Source organism: Brasilonema sp. UFV-L1 (genome assembly GCF_012912105.1).
GTDB lineage: Bacteria > Cyanobacteriota > Cyanobacteriia > Cyanobacteriales > Nostocaceae > Brasilonema.
The window spans coordinates 12,717-28,688 of the sequence record NZ_QMEA01000002.1 but is presented as its reverse complement, the minus strand read 5'-3'; the positions used below and the strand labels follow the sequence as shown (position 1 = coordinate 28,688).

At 41.7% G+C, this 15,972-nt stretch carries 13 protein-coding genes; 8 read left to right on the top strand and 5 right to left on the bottom strand.

Features of this window, described 5'->3' with window-relative positions; genetic code table 11:
* Positions 1-297 precede the first annotated feature (297 nt).
* The 3 genes from DP117_RS00885 (at position 298) to DP117_RS00875 (ending at position 2,627) form a co-directional block, all read left to right on the top strand.
* Positions 298-840, top strand: coding sequence for a peroxidase-related enzyme (locus tag DP117_RS00885; protein WP_169216457.1), 543 nt, complete (start codon positions 298-300; stop codon positions 838-840).
* On the top strand, positions 837-2,159 hold the full coding sequence (locus DP117_RS00880; protein ID WP_211175847.1) for an adenylate/guanylate cyclase domain-containing protein: 1,323 nt from the start codon (positions 837-839) through the stop codon (positions 2,157-2,159). Before DP117_RS00885 ends, DP117_RS00880 begins: the two co-directional genes overlap by 4 nt.
* A gap of 309 nt (positions 2,160-2,468) precedes the next feature.
* Positions 2,469-2,627, top strand: coding sequence for a hypothetical protein (locus DP117_RS00875; RefSeq protein ID WP_169216456.1), 159 nt, complete (start codon positions 2,469-2,471; stop codon positions 2,625-2,627).
* On the opposite strand, the gene DP117_RS00870 is transcribed toward DP117_RS00875, so the two are convergent.
* Positions 2,624-3,715, bottom strand: a complete 1,092-nt coding sequence (locus tag DP117_RS00870) for a M28 family peptidase (RefSeq protein ID WP_169216455.1) — start codon at positions 3,713-3,715, stop codon at positions 2,624-2,626. The genes DP117_RS00875 and DP117_RS00870 overlap by 4 nt on opposite strands.
* A gap of 406 nt (positions 3,716-4,121) precedes the next feature.
* On the opposite strand from DP117_RS00870, the gene DP117_RS00865 reads away from it, so the two are divergent.
* Entirely contained in the window at positions 4,122-5,345 is a 1,224-nt protein-coding gene (locus tag DP117_RS00865) for a sulfite exporter TauE/SafE family protein (RefSeq protein WP_169216454.1), read from the top strand.
* A gap of 154 nt (positions 5,346-5,499) precedes the next feature.
* Positions 5,500-6,105 (top strand): hypothetical protein, encoded by a 606-nt coding sequence (locus tag DP117_RS00860; RefSeq protein WP_169216568.1) that lies wholly within the window; start codon positions 5,500-5,502, stop codon positions 6,103-6,105.
* 177 nt (positions 6,106-6,282) lie between these two features.
* Here DP117_RS00860 and galE read toward each other — a convergent pair whose 3' ends face one another.
* Positions 6,283-7,281 (bottom strand): UDP-glucose 4-epimerase GalE, encoded by a 999-nt coding sequence (galE, locus tag DP117_RS00855; protein ID WP_169216453.1) that lies wholly within the window; start codon positions 7,279-7,281, stop codon positions 6,283-6,285.
* 259 nt (positions 7,282-7,540) lie between these two features.
* Here galE and DP117_RS00850 point away from each other — a divergent pair, with 259 nt between their 5' ends.
* Entirely contained in the window at positions 7,541-8,230 is a 690-nt protein-coding gene (locus DP117_RS00850) for a hypothetical protein (protein WP_169216452.1), read from the top strand.
* 158 nt (positions 8,231-8,388) lie between these two features.
* On the top strand, positions 8,389-10,140 hold the full coding sequence (locus DP117_RS00845; RefSeq protein WP_169216451.1) for an ABC transporter ATP-binding protein: 1,752 nt from the start codon (positions 8,389-8,391) through the stop codon (positions 10,138-10,140).
* 293 nt (positions 10,141-10,433) lie between these two features.
* On the opposite strand, the gene DP117_RS00840 is transcribed toward DP117_RS00845, so the two are convergent.
* The gene (locus DP117_RS00840; protein WP_169216450.1) at positions 10,434-10,733 is read right to left on the bottom strand and encodes a hypothetical protein; all 300 of its coding nucleotides are present in this window, start codon (positions 10,731-10,733) and stop codon (positions 10,434-10,436) included.
* Between the two features lie 689 nt (positions 10,734-11,422).
* Between DP117_RS00840 and DP117_RS00835 the strand changes: the two genes are divergently transcribed.
* A complete protein-coding gene (locus tag DP117_RS00835; protein WP_169216449.1) occupies positions 11,423-12,100 on the top strand; it encodes a sugar transferase in 678 nt (225 codons plus the stop codon).
* A gap of 193 nt (positions 12,101-12,293) precedes the next feature.
* Here DP117_RS00835 and surE read toward each other — a convergent pair whose 3' ends face one another.
* Together surE and DP117_RS00825 are read right to left on the bottom strand one after the other, a co-directional pair.
* A complete protein-coding gene (surE, locus tag DP117_RS00830; protein WP_169216448.1) occupies positions 12,294-12,974 on the bottom strand; it encodes a 5'/3'-nucleotidase SurE in 681 nt (226 codons plus the stop codon).
* Between the two features lie 43 nt (positions 12,975-13,017).
* Positions 13,018-15,402 (bottom strand): glycoside hydrolase family 31 protein, encoded by a 2,385-nt coding sequence (locus DP117_RS00825; RefSeq protein WP_169216447.1) that lies wholly within the window; start codon positions 15,400-15,402, stop codon positions 13,018-13,020.
* Positions 15,403-15,972: the final 570 nt, after the last annotated feature.

Genomic DNA, 15,972 nt, shown 5'->3' with positions numbered 1-15,972 from the left:
GAAAGTCAAAAATGTCATGGTGAGTAAATCGTAGCGAAACGTAATCTCCTGCACAAGCGTGAGTCACTTTGAAGCACGTGCAACGTATTTGTAAACGTGAAATGTGTCATTAACTATAAGGACAGCGTACCTGAAGGGTTTAAAACTATAAGAATCTTGAGCTTTGGCTTTAAATAAAGATGCTCAGTACCAAAGGTACGCACACTGGCGTTTACGACACTTTTTTCGTGCAGCATGACAAAAGCGATACTTTTTAAACATTTTTTCTAAAGATGTTCCCTAAGCATACAAACAAGAATGGCTAAATTTCCGATCATCGAATACGAGCAGCTCAGTGATTCCAAGGTCAAAGCGATTTATGAAGAAATCATGGTTGAACTTGGATTTGGTATTGTACCAAATTTATTTAAATCAATGGCAATCAATCCTGAAGTGTTGGAAGGTAACTGGAAGAAATTTCGCAGCACTGTCTTGAAAGGAGATATTCCACGCACACTCAAGGAAATGCTGGGAATTGCTGTTTCTCAAGCAAATAGTAGTCCTTATGCATTGAATGTCCATTTGCACGGATTATCATCATTAGGGATGAGTGAGGAAGTTTTAACAACCCTGGTTTCAGATTTTGCAGCTTGTCCGCTTCCTGAACGTGACAAAGCAGTGATTAACTTTGGCTTAAAAGCTGCGATGGAACCTCATGCACTCACGAGTAAAGATTACCAATATCTTCAGAACTTAGGTTTAGACGATTCTGAAATATTTGAAATTATTGCGACAGCAGACTTGTTTACGAGTATAAATAGATATACTGATTCAATTTCACTCGAAATTGATACATTATGACTTCTATCCCCGCCTCTATTGCTAGTAGGCTGGAACAACAGGATTATCAACAACTGTTGCTTCTTTCCCGTCGCCTGCTTGCTGAAGCGCAAGCGCTTTCGTGTAGGATCGCAGCTGTCAATGAAATTGCGATCGCAATTAATCGTTCGCTAAAACTAGATGAGATTTTGCGGGTTGTTGCGAAACAAGCAAAATGGTTATTAGACTTCGAGCATTGTAGTGTTTGCCTGCACAACCGTAAAGGCTCTTGGCGTATTGTGACATTGTTTGGTTCTACTGTCGAAATAAACTTTTCTGAGATGACAGACATGGGTGTCGTTGGTACTAGTCTGAGAACAGGGCAAGCCCGACTCATTCATCACAATTCTACAAGCGGTTTTCTGAGTCAGTACAGTTCGCAGATCATCATTCCTTTGGAATCGGAGAATCGGGTGCTTGGTACGATTAACTTTGCCACTTCAGCACCAAAAACCTATACTCAAGAAGATTTACGCATTGGCTATTTACTAGCCGTGCAATTATCAGCAGCCATCCGTAATGCTGAACGCTTTGAAGAGTTAAATCGGCTGTATCTTCAACTAGAAGAAGAAAAACACAAAACAGACAAACTGCTTTTGAATATACTACCCATAGATATTGCTTCTGAACTCAAGCAAACTGGTGCAGTTAAGCCGGTTCATTATGAATCTGCCTCTGTTCTGTTTACAGACTTTAAGAATTTTACGGAGTTATCAGAACAGCTGACTCCACAAGAATTGGTTGATGAACTTGATTACTGTTTTTCTTGTTTTGACCAGTTTATTGAAGCACATAATTTGGAAAAATTGAAAACGATTGGTGACAGTTATATGTGTGTTGGGGGAATTCCAACTTCTAACAAAACCCATGCCATTGATGCTGTGTTAGCTGCTATCAACATTCGTACGTTTATGGAATGGCGTAAAAAAGAGAAGGCACTTTTGAATCAACCATATTGGGATATTCGTATTGGAATTCACTCAGGACCATTATTAGCAGGTGTGATTGGACATAAGAAGTTTGCTTACGATGTCTGGGGCGACACTGTTAACACTGCTTCTAGGATGGAATCATCTGGTATTCCTGGAGGCATTAATATTTCTCAAGCAACTTTTGAGTTAATTAAAGATTTTTTTTCAATTGAATCTCGAGGGAAAATTAGTGCTAAAAATAAGGGTGCAATTGATATGTATCTTGTTAAAGGTATTAAAGATAATCTTGCTTTAGACCCGATAGGTTTATTACCAAATCAAGAATTCAATAAATTATATTTTGCTATTCAATCAGATAAAAATTCTTGAAGAAGCCAGAGGGCAGAAGGAATACTTCGGCCCTTGGATTCAAACCCTCAACAATGCCAAACGCCCCCGTTGACAGCGGGGTTTTAAACCCAATTGGGCAAGAAAAAAGGCATATTTTGAAATTTTTTCCTTACTTGTTTTTCTTACTTAGGGTCAAACCTAGAGTTTATTGACAATAAAGCTAACTGATGTGTTGAATGAAATCATTAAAATTGATTCACGAGTATCAAACACTCATCTGCTTAACAGAAGAACGAAGGTGTCAGTCGCCAGAATTCAGAATGAATTCTGTGCGACTGGCGGATGAGTATGGGGTCGCGCATCCCCACCGTCTATACGGGAGCCAGTGCCGTGGGCGGGTTTCCCGACTTGAGGCATCTGGCGTTGTCTACAATCGGTTGGGGTCGCGCATCCCCAACAGAAGTGATTCTGACTCCTGAATCAGGACTTGCTGAATTCTTTGTTTAATTGCCATTTTGCAATAATTTGGTAGTAGCATTAACAACAACCTGCGCTGCTCCGGCAAAAAACTCGCGATCAATTGTTGCTGGAACATCGCTCGGCTGATGATAATGAGGAGTCCGTAGATTTGCGGTATCAGTAACTAAGACAGCTCCAACTCCTTGATACCAAAATGGAGCGTGATCGCTACGTAAAGTATCAGGTGTCAGCAAGCCTTTGAGAGGTATTGGTAGCGTGAGTACAGATGGTAGAGTTAATCTCCTTTTACTTGCCTTATTTAGAGAGAGTGCTGAGAGTTTCTGTGAATTTTGAAAAGCATGAAGCAGCGGTAAATGTTCTGTATCGCCTATCACCGCCAAAAAATCACCCTTATCACTAGGTGGAGTCACAGGTAAACTCGTTGGGTATTTTTGACATCCAGGAGTGTGACAAGCATAACCCACCATATCGAGAACAATAACGCCTTGCAAATTTTCCAGATGTTTCTTGTCTGTCACAAAAGCTTTACTTCCTAAAAGTCCTGCTTCTTCTTTATCGAAAAAGGCAAGTTGTAACGTTCTGGAGGTGGAACGCGAACCAAAAATTCGTGCAATTTCTAAAATCACAGCAACACCACTAGCGTTGTCATCTGCACCAGGAGAGATATAAACAGTGTCATAGTGAGCACCTACCAAAATCGCTCCTGCATCTTTATCAGTTCCTGGTTTTTCTGCGAAGATGTTAACGCCGTCTTGAAATTTCTCTAGCTTGGGTTTCCAGCCGATTTTTTTGAGTTCAGTTGTGATGTAAGCGCGAGTACGCGATCGCTCGACTGGTGTATGTCGTGTAAAATTTAGCCTTTGAACGTGGGCGAACAGCTGATCAGCAGAAACTTGTAAGGAAGCAGGAATAGGGGGGTGCAAAGACGCGGAAGAATTTTGTGTCTGTGTATCTTTCTGTGTTGGTGTCTTTGTATCTTTATTTGCAGTGAGATTTTTTTCAACTCTAATATTGTAAATCACTGACTCCCTGTGCTGCTTAATAAACGTGTTGGTAACTACTATGACAACTACTATCATTGGTAGCACAAGCAACAACCAAAACCGTTTTTTCATATATCTCATCAATCAAAAAGGTTAGGGGGAGAGTAGTTACCTGACATAGGATAGCGCAAACACTAAGTTTGACGCTGTGTCTTTTGACAAAAGAACTTACTTCATTTAAAGTGCCTCATGAAACTTTCCTATTTCCAAGAATGTTTAAATCTAAAAAATTTAGATAAATAATTTAGATTGCCTCGTTCCCAGTCTCTGGCTGGGAATGCCCATTGAGAGGCTCAACTTCCCTTACAGAGCGGTGAAAGCGCTCTGTTGACATTTCTAGCTTCTACCTGCAAACGAGATTATGAGCATTACTGAATTCTGACTTCTCCTTCAAACTGTCATATTTCCAGAAATGTGTAAATTTAAGAATTTATATTTTTCATTGTTAATTTTTTCATTTTTTCATTTTTAATAACAGATGGTAAATTTATTACTTCTCATGGCTCTAGGATTCCTAGGAAGTTTTGGACATTGTGTTGGGATGTGTGGTCCCTTAGCAGTTGCGTTTTCTCTGTCTCATAAGCAGGAAACTTCCCATTGGCGACAACAATTGCAATTTCACACACTACTGAACTTAGGGCGGATGTTGAGCTATGTTCTCGTTGGTGCAGGAATTGGTGCTCTTGGTTCGGTATTACTTGCTAGTGGACAAATGGCAGGGATTGGTAGCGAATTACGCCAATGGATGGCGATTCTGACTGGCATTTTGCTGATTTGGTTTGGTATTAGACAAATAAAACCTGAGTTTCTACCTCAAATTCCATTGCTGCACCCTCTTATGCAAGGTCGTTTACACAACGATCTCAGTCAGGTGATGATGAAGCTTTCTCTACAAACCAAATGGTGGACACCAGCCCTTTTGGGTGTTACTTGGGGTTTAATGCCTTGTGGTTTCTTGTATGCTGCTCAAATTAAAGCTGCGGAAACTGGAAATTTGTGGATGGGCGCAGCAACAATGCTGGCGTTTGGTTTAGGAACTCTGCCTACAATGTTAGGTGTGGGTGTGTCTACATCGTTGGTCAGTAAAGACAGGCGTAGTCAATTGTTTCGCTTGGGTGGCTGGGTGACTCTCACGATTGGTGTGCTTACCCTGCTACGGACTGGCAACACAATGATAGATTACACCGGACATGCGGCGTTAGTTTGTTTGATTCTAGCGCTTGTTGCTCGTCCCATCAGTTACTTGTGGGCAGCACCTTTGCGTTACCGTCGTGCGTTAGGAGTCGGTGCTTTTGTGCTGTCTTTGGCTCACACCACCCATATGATGGAACATTCACTGCAATGGAATTTTGCAGCGTTGTTGTTCTTGCCACTAGAGTATCAGTTTGGCATGGCTTTAGGTGCTGTAGCACTGGTGCTAATGACTCCCGCAGCCCTAACCAGTTTTGACCGTCTACAGAAGTTTTTAGGCAAACGCTGGCGAGCTATTCATTTGTTCAGCGTGCCAGCTTTACTACTAAGCGTAATCCATGCTGTCATAATTGGCTCTCACTATCTAGGTTCTTTTCAATCTAGCTGGAGACATAAATTGGCAGCAGTGCTTCTGGGAATTGTCACACTGTTGGTCTTGCTGGTGCGTTGGCGCTTTTTCTGGTCAATGTTATCTTTACAGCAATTTTATGTTCCCCCAAAACAGTCGTAGTAAATTCATATGCCAAGGATTTAAAAAACCCTGGGCTTATAGCTTAAGTCTACTAAAGTGGACTGAATATGATTTTCGAGTCTTCTTTAAAAGAGTTTTGCTATTTGCTCAGAACTTAAGTTCTGGGCGGCTTAGCCTTGGTAAACAGCTTGGAATGAGGTTTGTTGACCGTATTTTTTATGTATTAATCTTTATTTCGTTAAGTATATATCTAACCATAGCTTACCCAGCTATTGCCCATAAGGTAACGACTTCAGCAGATGTTGGCGCGACTTTACACATTGAACCGAATGATAATCCCCGCGCTGGAGAATCAGCAAAAACCTGGTTTGCTCTGACTCGTAAAGGTGGAAAGATGATCCCCTTAGCAGAGTGTAATTGTAAATTAGTGGTTTACGCTGAACCCCACTCCCCTAAAGAACCACCACTCCTCGAACCGCCCTTACAGCCTGTTTCCGCTGAACGGTATCAAGGCGTACCTGGTACTGAAATAACTTTTCCCAGACCTGGAGCTTATCAGCTACAGCTGCGTGGTAAACCAAAAAATGGTGGACAGAGTTTTCAGCCATTTGAGTTAAAGTTTGCAGTTACGGTGGCAGCTGGTTCGGCAGTCACCAATAGTCCACAAAATGTGCAAAATGTCAATCAAAATATAACCGAAGAACAAACTCAGGGAATTCCATTGTGGGCGATCGCCGTCTCAGGTTTTTTAGCGGCGGGTGTTTTTTTTGGAGTCCTGCGAATGTTGAAGAGGAGATAAGGGAGTGGGGGACGCATGAATCCATAAAAAACGGAGTCAGCCTTATTAGAACGAGTACTCGTGGGTGCCGACAGTGAAACAGACCAAAGGCTGACTCCGTTTTTTACCGAATTTTTCCACGGGGAGTGTGGGAGTGTGGGAAAATATCTTTCCTTCCCTCCCTCTCTCCTTCCTAGTCTACTGATGACGAATCTGGTGCCACTGCCAAGCGTGAGTGATAATCTCCTCAAGAGAAGAGTATTGTGGATACCAGCCTAGGATTTTTCTGGCTTTGTCGCCACTACCAATGAGTGCTGGTGGATCGCCAGGACGGCGATCGCACTCTACAACTTTGATATCTCTTTGTGTGACGAGCTTTGCAGCTTCAATAACTTCTTTGACTGAGAAGCCATTGCCATTTCCTAAATTAAAAACTTCGCTGTCGCCACCTTTCAACAAATATTCCAATCCCAAAACGTGGGCGTCTGCTAAGTCGCTAACATGAATATAATCCCGAATGCACGTCCCATCTGGCGTGGGGTAATCAGTACCGAAAACCGAGATGGATTCGCGCTTACCTAAGGCTGTCTGCAACACAAGGGGAATCAAATGAGTTTCTGGGTTGTGGTCTTCTCCCAATAAGCCGTTAGGAGCAGCACCAGCAGCATTAAAATAACGAAAGCGCACTGATTTCAAATCATAAGCAACATGAAAATCTGAGAGAATCCGCTCTACCATGAGCTTGCTGGCACCATAAGGGTTAATCGGATTCTGGGGATGATCTTCAGGAATTGGCACAACTTCAGGCACCCCGTACGTTGCACAAGTAGAAGAAAATACAAATTTCTTAACAGATGCTGCGAGCATGGCTTCTAGCAGAATCAGAGTGCCGAGAACGTTGTTGTGGTAATACTTTGCCGGATCGGCAACAGATTCTCCTACATACGCATAAGCCGAAAAATGCATAACAGCGGCTATATCATGTGTTTTGAATAAATCATCCAACAGCGGGCGATCGCCAATGTCTCCCACTACAAGTTTTACTTGTAAAACTTTTTCAACCAAATCGCGGTGTCCGTAAACCAGATTATCCAGTATAATCACGTCAAAACCAGCCTGCTTGAGAGCAAGCACTGTATGGGAGCCGATGTATCCAGCGCCCCCTGTCACCAAAATAGTAGATTTTCCAGGCGACATAGTTTTTCCTTTTGCTTGATTTGACGACTACTAAAATTAATTTAATTTACAAAAGGCAGATTACTAATCTGGAAAATTACTGATAGTAGACGCAGTTGCAAAAAATTGCTCTAAAATCACTACGATGGTTATCGTGGTGTGAGGCTGTGAGGTATTTGAAGTCAGGTAACAGTACGATTACAATTTGACGGTACAATAACCCCACTGCCTAAAACCTCTAAGACCGACCGCAAAAGAAGATTTGAGAGTTCATCGATCTATGTTTGTACTGTTAAGTCGGGTGTTACTGTGGTTGCTTGTTGGCACTATCATATACTCCTTGTTCCAGAGATTTTATCCCTCAGGAACTTTCGTCGGGAGACTAATCCTGGTGATTATGTTGCTTGTGGTACTGCTGTCGTTCATTAACCCTAATGAACCAGCCGTCGCCTCATTGTGGAAGGTAGTGTCATTTCCGCTCAAACCTTTAGGAGCATCTATCTTGCTGATGATTTTTGCAGCACAGAGGATGAAAAGCGGAGGAACATTGGATAAACCAGGAGGATACTTAATCGGCTGGGCGCTGACAATTCTTTTGTTGTCAAGCACACCCGCTGTCGCTTACTTCCTGGTTCGCTCACCGATCGCAATGGTAGGCGAACCATACCTAGCCAATCAGGAAATTATCCAAAACGTGCGGCTAGCTTCGTCTACAATACCAACAACATCAACATCTGAGACACTTGTCGCCCTAGGACAAGATACTATCGTAGCCAGCGATAGTATCATCAATGCCTCAACAATGTCTGACATCAGAACAACACCATATTTGTTGCAAACTCCACAGGCTATTAGAACAAGGGGGTTAAGATTAGAAGATTTTGTACCGAATGCCGAGACACTCGAAGTCACAACGCGAGTTTGGGAAAGTTATCTTAACCAGATATACACCTTCCTACGTGGTCGTTAGGTACTTTTTAGAACAATGATACAACAGTAGGGTCACCACGTTACACAGTTGTGGCTGACCTTATTTTCTCTAGAATGGCAAAGTTTCCACAAGGCATACAAAAAAGGATTCCTTCTCGTAGTTCATAATAAGATTAATAAAGTTGCGTCATTGCTTAAATGGCAAACTCACGACGACTAAGAAAACTTCTTGCATACCTCCGCCCCTATTGGCGAGAAGCAACATTTGGCATTACCGCCTTGTTGATTGTGAATGCTTTGGGTGTATCAATTCCTCTGTTGATTCGCGCTTGCGTTGACCAACTCTCAGTTGAATTCAGCTTCAATCAAGTTAGACATCTTATTATACAAATTGTATTATTTAGCTCAGCTATGTGGCTTATCCGGATGGCCTCCCGGATTTGGCTATTTGGTGTGGGGCGTCAGGTGGAATTTGACCTGAAACAACAAATTTTTGAACACTTACTGAAACTGGAACCGTCCTATTTTGTGACGAATACCGCAGGGGATTTGATTAATCGAGCAACAAGCGATGTGGACAATATCCGGCGGTTATTGGGTTTTGCAGTCCTGAGTTTGGCAAATACTGTATTTGCTTACGTTCTCACATTACCGGTGATGCTAACACTGAGTGTGGATCTGACACTCGCCTCACTAGCAGTTTATCCTTTCATGTTTTTGTTGGTGCATCTGTTTAGTGAGCGCTTACGCACAGAACAGTTAGCTGTACAGGAAAGGCTGTCTGACATGAGCGAATTGATTCAAGAGGATGTTAGCGGTATTGCTTTAATCAAAATCTACTCTCAAGAAGAAAACGAGCGTCGAGCTTTTGCAAGTCAAAATCGACAACTGTTAGAGGCTAATTTGAAACTCGCAAAAAGTCGAAATACACTGTTTCCACTCATTGGTGGACTAGCTACGGTGAGTTCTTTTATCATTATCTGGCTAGGAGCCACGCGAATCACGAATGGAAGCCTTGCTGTTGGTGACTTTGTAGCACTACTTTTGTATGTAGAGCGTCTCGTTTTTCCTACAGCTCTATTAGGATTTACGATCACCGCTTACCAACGAGGTGAAGTGAGTGTTGATCGCATTGAAGCAATTTTAACTGTTACACCCAAGATCAAAGATGAACGAGATAGGATTCACTTACCATTAGAGCAAGTTAGAGGAGAACTGACAGCAAGAAATCTCAGTTACACTTACCCTGGGTCTATGACTCCAGCACTTGAGGATATAAGTTTTACCATAGCTCCTGGGGAGACTGTCGCAATTGTAGGCGCTATTGGTTCGGGGAAATCAACTTTGGCAAATGCTATCCCAAGATTGTTGGATATTGAGCCGGGACATTTGTTTTTGGATGGAGTAGACATTACTAAAATAGTCTTGGCTGATTTAAGGAGTGCGATCGCCTATGTTCCCCAAGACAGCTTTCTGTTCAGTACAACAATTAAGAATAACATCCGCTACGGCGATCCTGTGAGCGAACAACAAGAAGTAGAACATACTGCCAAAACAGCCCAAATTCATCAAGAAATAACTAATTTCCCCCAAAAATATGAAACTCTAGTTGGAGAACGCGGCATTACTCTTTCTGGTGGACAACGACAACGCACTGCTTTAGCTAGAGCAATGCTAGTCAATGCCCCAATGTTAATTTTGGATGATGCTCTTTCCAGTGTGGATAATCAAACAGCGACAGCCATCTTGAGAAATCTTTCTGGTGGTACGCAACGAAAAACGGTTATTTTCATTACTCATCAACTTTCTGCAGCGGCGACAGCTGACCGCATTTTCGTGATGGACAAGGGTAAAATTGTTCAGACAGGGACTCAGATAGAACTTTTGCAACAGCCTGGGCTGTACAGAACTTTATGGAGTCAGCATCAGATAGAGGAATTATTGCATTAGTTGTTAGGCTTCATAAATTGATTTCCTTTCATCAAAAATCCCCACCCTACCTGATATCTAAGGATGGGGAGTTTTATATGAATCATTCGTCAGAGTTTTCTCATGAATATAGCGATTCTCAGTCAAATCAAATGTCCACCCGATGTGTAAAAATCTTCCGCCGGAACATTTTTACTGTATTAGACACAATTGAAAACCGTTTTTAATAACGCGTGCGTAAGTCCTGACTTATGACTTTACACTTTATTTACAGTTTCTACTGTATTTCTTCACGGTTTCTACTGTACACTATTTTACTTAGATGATTCTTCACTCAATGCCATCAAGCGATCCAAAGTCTGTGTAAGTTGAGTGAGCTTTTGCAAAGAATCATCTTGAGTTTCAGCAAGAGTTTGTACGGCATCACACAGTGCCAGAATCTGATATCCTTGCTGTTGTAACTGTTTTCCTTGTTCTTGTATTTGAGCACTCAGAGTATCTACTCTGTCAGCAAGTCGTTCTATTGTTTCAGTGGTAGCAAGTACTGCTTCCCCAATTTGTTCAACAATTGATTCTAATCGACTCACTTTCGCTTCGACTCCTGCTACGACCATTTTTTACACCCCCATTTAAGATAATATGACAGCCAATTTGGTGTTGATTTTCGAGTGAGTGAATAATAAGTAGATCTAAACACCAACCGTCTTTTAAAGATTATGTGCGATTTTTATCAAGACACTGGTATGGACGCCTTGGTTCAGAACGTCTCAGTGGTATTGAAGGACACCTAAGAGAAGCTTAATGTCATAACAGAAAACCATTTCTTTCAAAAAATTCTTTCCTTCATATTTTTCCCTTTGACAAAGCGTTTACTCACAGATAAAGCTATTGTTCCCTTGAGGATGGTAACTCTCGACTTTTGTGACAACTTTCACTTCTGGGCATATCCTGCAAGACGAAGCATCCACTGACTTTTGAGTAAAATTAAGTCTTTAGGAGGATATACTTTGTCTGAGTTTTGCACATTTGAAATATGAGTTTAAGTTTTTAGCTAACGCACTTAGTTAGTAGGAGACGTTAGCACAATTACCTTTGACATTGATGTTTCTAACGATTTTCCATCTTGCATAAGAGATATTTATTTTGCTTTAACTGAAATTTATAAAAAATCATGATCCCAAGAATCTTGATGAAGATTGAGTAAATCTACGGTTAGACTCAGTTTCCTTGTGGTGAGCTAGGTCTATAGTCGAATTATCGTTACATAATCATATTCTCTCTATTAAATATAATTGGCTTAACAATGTATCAGATATCCTGCGCAACAATTGTTGAAGGTGTAACTGCTGATAATTGGGAATTCCAACTAACTCCTCACCCGTCAATAAATTCCAGGTTAAAACGATTTTTAGACATTGTGGGGAGCTTAGTAGGGTTACTTATTTTATCGATTGTATTTGTGCCAATCGCAATAGCAATTATAATCGACAGTCCAGGTCCAATTTTCTTCACACAAGAACGATACGGTTTATACGGGCGTTCTTTTTGTATCCGTAAGTTCCGCTCTATGGTTTCAGATGCGGAGAAGTTGAAGTCTTTGGTGGAGAATGAAGCTGATGGATTAATTTTTAAAAATAAAAACGATTTCCGAGTGACTAGGGTTGGTCGCTTCTTAAGAAGCACAAGTTTGGATGAACTCCCACAGTTTTGGAATGTTCTCGTAGGTGAAATGAGTTTAGTCGGGACACGTCCACCAACAAAGGATGAAGTGTGTCATTATAACCAACGTCACTGGCAACGCTTAAATGTTAAACCAGGTTTGACAGGCGAGTGGCAAATTAATGGTCGTTCTTACGTCAAAAATTTTGAGCAAGTTGTAGACTTAGATTTGCAATACCAGAAGAAATGGCATCCAATGTACGACCTGTTACTGATTGTGAAAACATTTTTCATCATTTTTGGTCGAGTTGGGGCTTTTTGAGGAAGTCATTAATAATTTGATGATTCAGTGATTATCCGACAAAATCCGCCTTGCTGATACTTCCTACTGGGTTATAGCTTCAATTCAAAATATGCCTGTAGGTAGATAACATTGTTTTGATTTCTTGCTTAAAAAGTGTGTTAAGTGTCAGAGATTTAGACTCTGACACCAAGTTTAGTCAGTTTGTACTGTTTTAAACCCTCAGTTTAGTGACAGCTATTTTCCCAGAAAAACAGATCTCAACATCACTGCCAGGAGTACGATCGCGCTTAGCATATTCACCCTCGTAATAAAAATCATTGCCCTCAATGCGGTAGTTGACGGGCAAAGGTTTAGTACAAGGCTGGCAAAACACAACTTCTGGATCTGGTTCTTCCGGAAGCAGATGAGGCAAATTTACGTTCCAAAAACTTCCCGGTTCGAGGGGACGATTCACTAAATCAGCTAAAACAGAACTCGTCCAGCGTGCTAGTACATCCCAATCTACATTCAGCTTCTTTTTACGATAGTGAGAAACTGCAATTCCAGGAATACCGTGCATTGCTGCTTCCCGCACGGCGGCGACAGTACCAGAAATGTAAGCATCCACTCCCATATTGCCCCCAGCATTAACCCCGGACAGCACAAATTGGATATTTCGGCAAATATGTGTTGAAGCAATTCTGACGCAATCGGCCGGAGTCCCTGCGATCGCATACTCGTTCTCAGAACGACGATGGACATGAATTGGTCGAGTTGTAGTGACTTGATGTCCACAACCAGACAAATGATCTTTGGGAGCAGCAATAATTATTTCTTTACCATTAACAGCTTTGCGGAGCGCTTGAAGACCAGGAGCGTCTATTCCATCATCATTTGTGAGAATCAAGGTCATAGATTGTGTTGTTATGGCTAAATACAGTTTAGGCTTTTAACGCTCAAAACTTCAAAGTACGTGGTTTCCCATCGTCTTGAAACTGCTGTTCGCCAACTCCCACAAGTTCAACAATCACTTTACGAGGTGATGGTGTCCATCCTCCGTCTCGCGCTCCAATTTCCACAATTGTTTCTTCTCCACTCACCGAGACACGATAATTTACACTTGCAAATGCACCCTTTTGGTACTCAAATGTACATCCATCGTCTTCGTAAAGTGTAAATTCACCAGTACCAGAGAAAACACGTAGGCTTAGCTGCTCAAGTGGATGTTCATCAACATATTGCATCACAGATTGCATGGGGATAATCGCGCCAGCACGTATATAAAGAGGCATTTTTTCTAATGGAGCATGGGCAAGGATATGAACTGGACCACAGTAAGATTCCCCAGTCCACCAGTCATACCAAGTACCTGCAGGTAAGTAAACAGCACGATACTCAATTCCTGGACGGTAAATTGGTGCAGCCATGAGGAAAGGACCAAGTAGCAATTGGTCGTAAAGCGTATATGTTTTAGGATCGTTAGGAAAATGGTAAAGTAATGGTCTTAAAATAGGCGCTCCTGTGGTTGCAGCTTCCCAGAAGAGGCTGTAAATGTATGGCAGTAACTGGTAACGTAGGTTGATGTATTCTCGACATATGTTCTCTGTACGCTCTCCAAAAGCCCAAGGTTCATGACGAGCTGTAGTCATTGCTGAGTGACCACGCATGAAGGGGTAGAGCATTCCAACCTGCATCCACCGAGCAAATAATTCAGCGGTGGCGTTACCAGCAAATCCGCCAATATCGCAGCCCACAAATGCCACACCAGAAAGTCCCATGTTGCATAGCATAGGCAAAGACATTTCTAGATGTTCCCACAATGACTGATTATCGCCCATCCACACCGACGACCAACGCTGCACTCCTGCAAAACCAGAACGTGTCAGCACAAAAGAACGCTGATTTGGGCGCAGTCGTTGTAAACCTTGTGCAGATGCTTTCACCATTGACAAACCATATAAATTATGCACTTCCGCATGAGTCGTTCTTTCTTCAGACGAAGAGGATGAGGGAGAGACTCCTAATTTTGAATTGTTTTCTCCCCCTCCTCCCTGCGGTGCATCTAAGGGAAACCAAATTTTATTGCCACCATCTCCAAAGGGGCGATCGTCTATAGCTGGCTCATTCATATCATTCCAAATTCCTGCAATGCCAATTTCTGTGAGGCTTTTTTGCAAGTCACCCCACCATTGACGCACATCAGAACGCAGAAAATCAGGAAAAACAGATTTTTCTGGCCATACATAGCCGTGAAATAATTGTCCATTGGCGTGACGTACGAAATAGTCGTTTTCTATGCCTTGATCAAAAACGTGATAGTCGGCTTCTGGATCGTACTTAACGCCTGAGTCAATCATTGTTACTGATTTAAAGCCGGCCTGTGCCAAATCAGTTATCAGTTTTGCAGGGTTTGGAAAACGCTTGTGATTCCAGGTAAATACGCGATAGCCCCGCATATAATCAATATCAAGGTGGATGACGTCACAAGGAATGCGGCGTTCTCGAAATTCCTGCGCCAGCTGTTGCACAACGATTTCTGAGTCATAACTCCAACGACATTGATGGTAGCCAAGCGCCCATTTTGGTGGTAATGACATTCTACCCGTAAGCTGAGTGTAGGTGTGGAGAATTTTTGCAGGTTCTGGACCATAAATAATGTAATAGTCCAACTCACCACCGCGAGTTTCCATTTTCCACAAACCTGGTTTTTCTGCGCCTATGTCAAACTGACTCCAGAAAGTTGTATTAAAGAAAATACCGTAAGCCAAATCAGGACGCAAGGCTATAAAAAATGGAATTGCTAGGTACATCTCATCAGTGAGTGAACCGTAATCTAAGGCATCAACCGTCCAATTTGTTTTGACTTCGCTGAGTTTGTCAAGAAAGCCTGTACGTTCCCCAAAGCCGTAGAAATGTTCTTCTGCTTCTATGCGTTTCCACGCAGAAACTGCACCCATACGATAACCCATACCAATGTCTGCATCTTGGGCAAAAGGACGACCAGTTTTGTCAAAGCAAGCCACATGGCAATTTTGCCGCTGAATACATACACGTATTTGCTCTGTTTCAATTTCTACTATTTCGTTGGTTTCATTCACCTTAAAGGGTATAACTGCCCATTCTGTATCATCCAATGTGACTGCCCAAGAACGACGAGGCATAAATTCGCCATGAGGTGACATCTTGACTCGGATTAAGTTTGGTGCTAGCACGCTGATGGCTAAGCGTGACTCACCACACTCAATTTGAATAGTGCGTTCATCCCAATGTACGGCTTGCACTTTATCAATGCTTGTCCAAGGTTGGGCAGTTGTAGGCAGTTTTCCAAAGTATTGCGGCATGCATTCTCCAACATAGACGGTGTTTCTGGATACAACAGAAACTTTAAAACAGTTAGCAAATGCATATAAACCTACTGTTGGATGAATTTTAAAGATGAAAGTTGTGATTCACAATTTCAAATACTCATTAATTCAAATACTCATTGGATTTACGCACTGTACAAATTCTTTATTATATGCACTAACGAAAATCAGTCATTTCAGGCTTTTGGTAATTATCCTTTGATGAGTTGCAATCGCCTAAAAATTATCGAAAAATCAAGCCTAAAAGCATAAAATTCATTATTCATATTTTGTGTTTTCTGTCAATGCGTCAATTCTAACTCATTAGACAAAACTATTTAAAATGCCTATGAGACAAAAGTTTTTGTTTTCAACGCATAAAAGTTTAATAGATGCTTGTAAGTTTATGAAACCTTTACTGGGAAAGTAATTCAAAATTTAGATACAGTTGCCATAGAAAATCACTTAGTCGCTTGACCGTTGCGTCAGTCCTGATATAATGTACGAAGAAAAAAAATTCATCCCAACTTTAAGGCTGCTTAGACCAAGTCTCTTAACAAATTTAAG

Excerpts from the sequence above, each read along its gene's own strand:
- DP117_RS00885 (WP_169216457.1), top strand. The coding sequence starts at position 298 with ATGGCTAAATTTCCGATCATCGAATACGAGCAGCTCAGTGATTCCAAG.
- DP117_RS00880 (WP_211175847.1), top strand. The coding sequence starts at position 837 with ATGACTTCTATCCCCGCCTCTATTGCTAGTAGGCTGGAACAACAGGAT.
- DP117_RS00875 (WP_169216456.1), top strand. The coding sequence starts at position 2,469 with ATGGGGTCGCGCATCCCCACCGTCTATACGGGAGCCAGTGCCGTGGGC.
- DP117_RS00870 (WP_169216455.1), bottom strand. The coding sequence starts at position 3,715 with ATGAAAAAACGGTTTTGGTTGTTGCTTGTGCTACCAATGATAGTAGTT.
- DP117_RS00865 (WP_169216454.1), top strand. The coding sequence starts at position 4,122 with ATGGTAAATTTATTACTTCTCATGGCTCTAGGATTCCTAGGAAGTTTT.
- DP117_RS00860 (WP_169216568.1), top strand. The coding sequence starts at position 5,500 with ATGAGGTTTGTTGACCGTATTTTTTATGTATTAATCTTTATTTCGTTA.
- galE (WP_169216453.1), bottom strand. The coding sequence starts at position 7,281 with ATGTCGCCTGGAAAATCTACTATTTTGGTGACAGGGGGCGCTGGATAC.
- DP117_RS00850 (WP_169216452.1), top strand. The coding sequence starts at position 7,541 with ATGTTTGTACTGTTAAGTCGGGTGTTACTGTGGTTGCTTGTTGGCACT.
- DP117_RS00845 (WP_169216451.1), top strand. The coding sequence starts at position 8,389 with ATGGCAAACTCACGACGACTAAGAAAACTTCTTGCATACCTCCGCCCC.
- DP117_RS00840 (WP_169216450.1), bottom strand. The coding sequence starts at position 10,733 with ATGGTCGTAGCAGGAGTCGAAGCGAAAGTGAGTCGATTAGAATCAATT.
- DP117_RS00835 (WP_169216449.1), top strand. The coding sequence starts at position 11,423 with ATGTATCAGATATCCTGCGCAACAATTGTTGAAGGTGTAACTGCTGAT.
- surE (WP_169216448.1), bottom strand. The coding sequence starts at position 12,974 with ATGACCTTGATTCTCACAAATGATGATGGAATAGACGCTCCTGGTCTT.
- DP117_RS00825 (WP_169216447.1), bottom strand. The coding sequence starts at position 15,402 with ATGCCGCAATACTTTGGAAAACTGCCTACAACTGCCCAACCTTGGACA.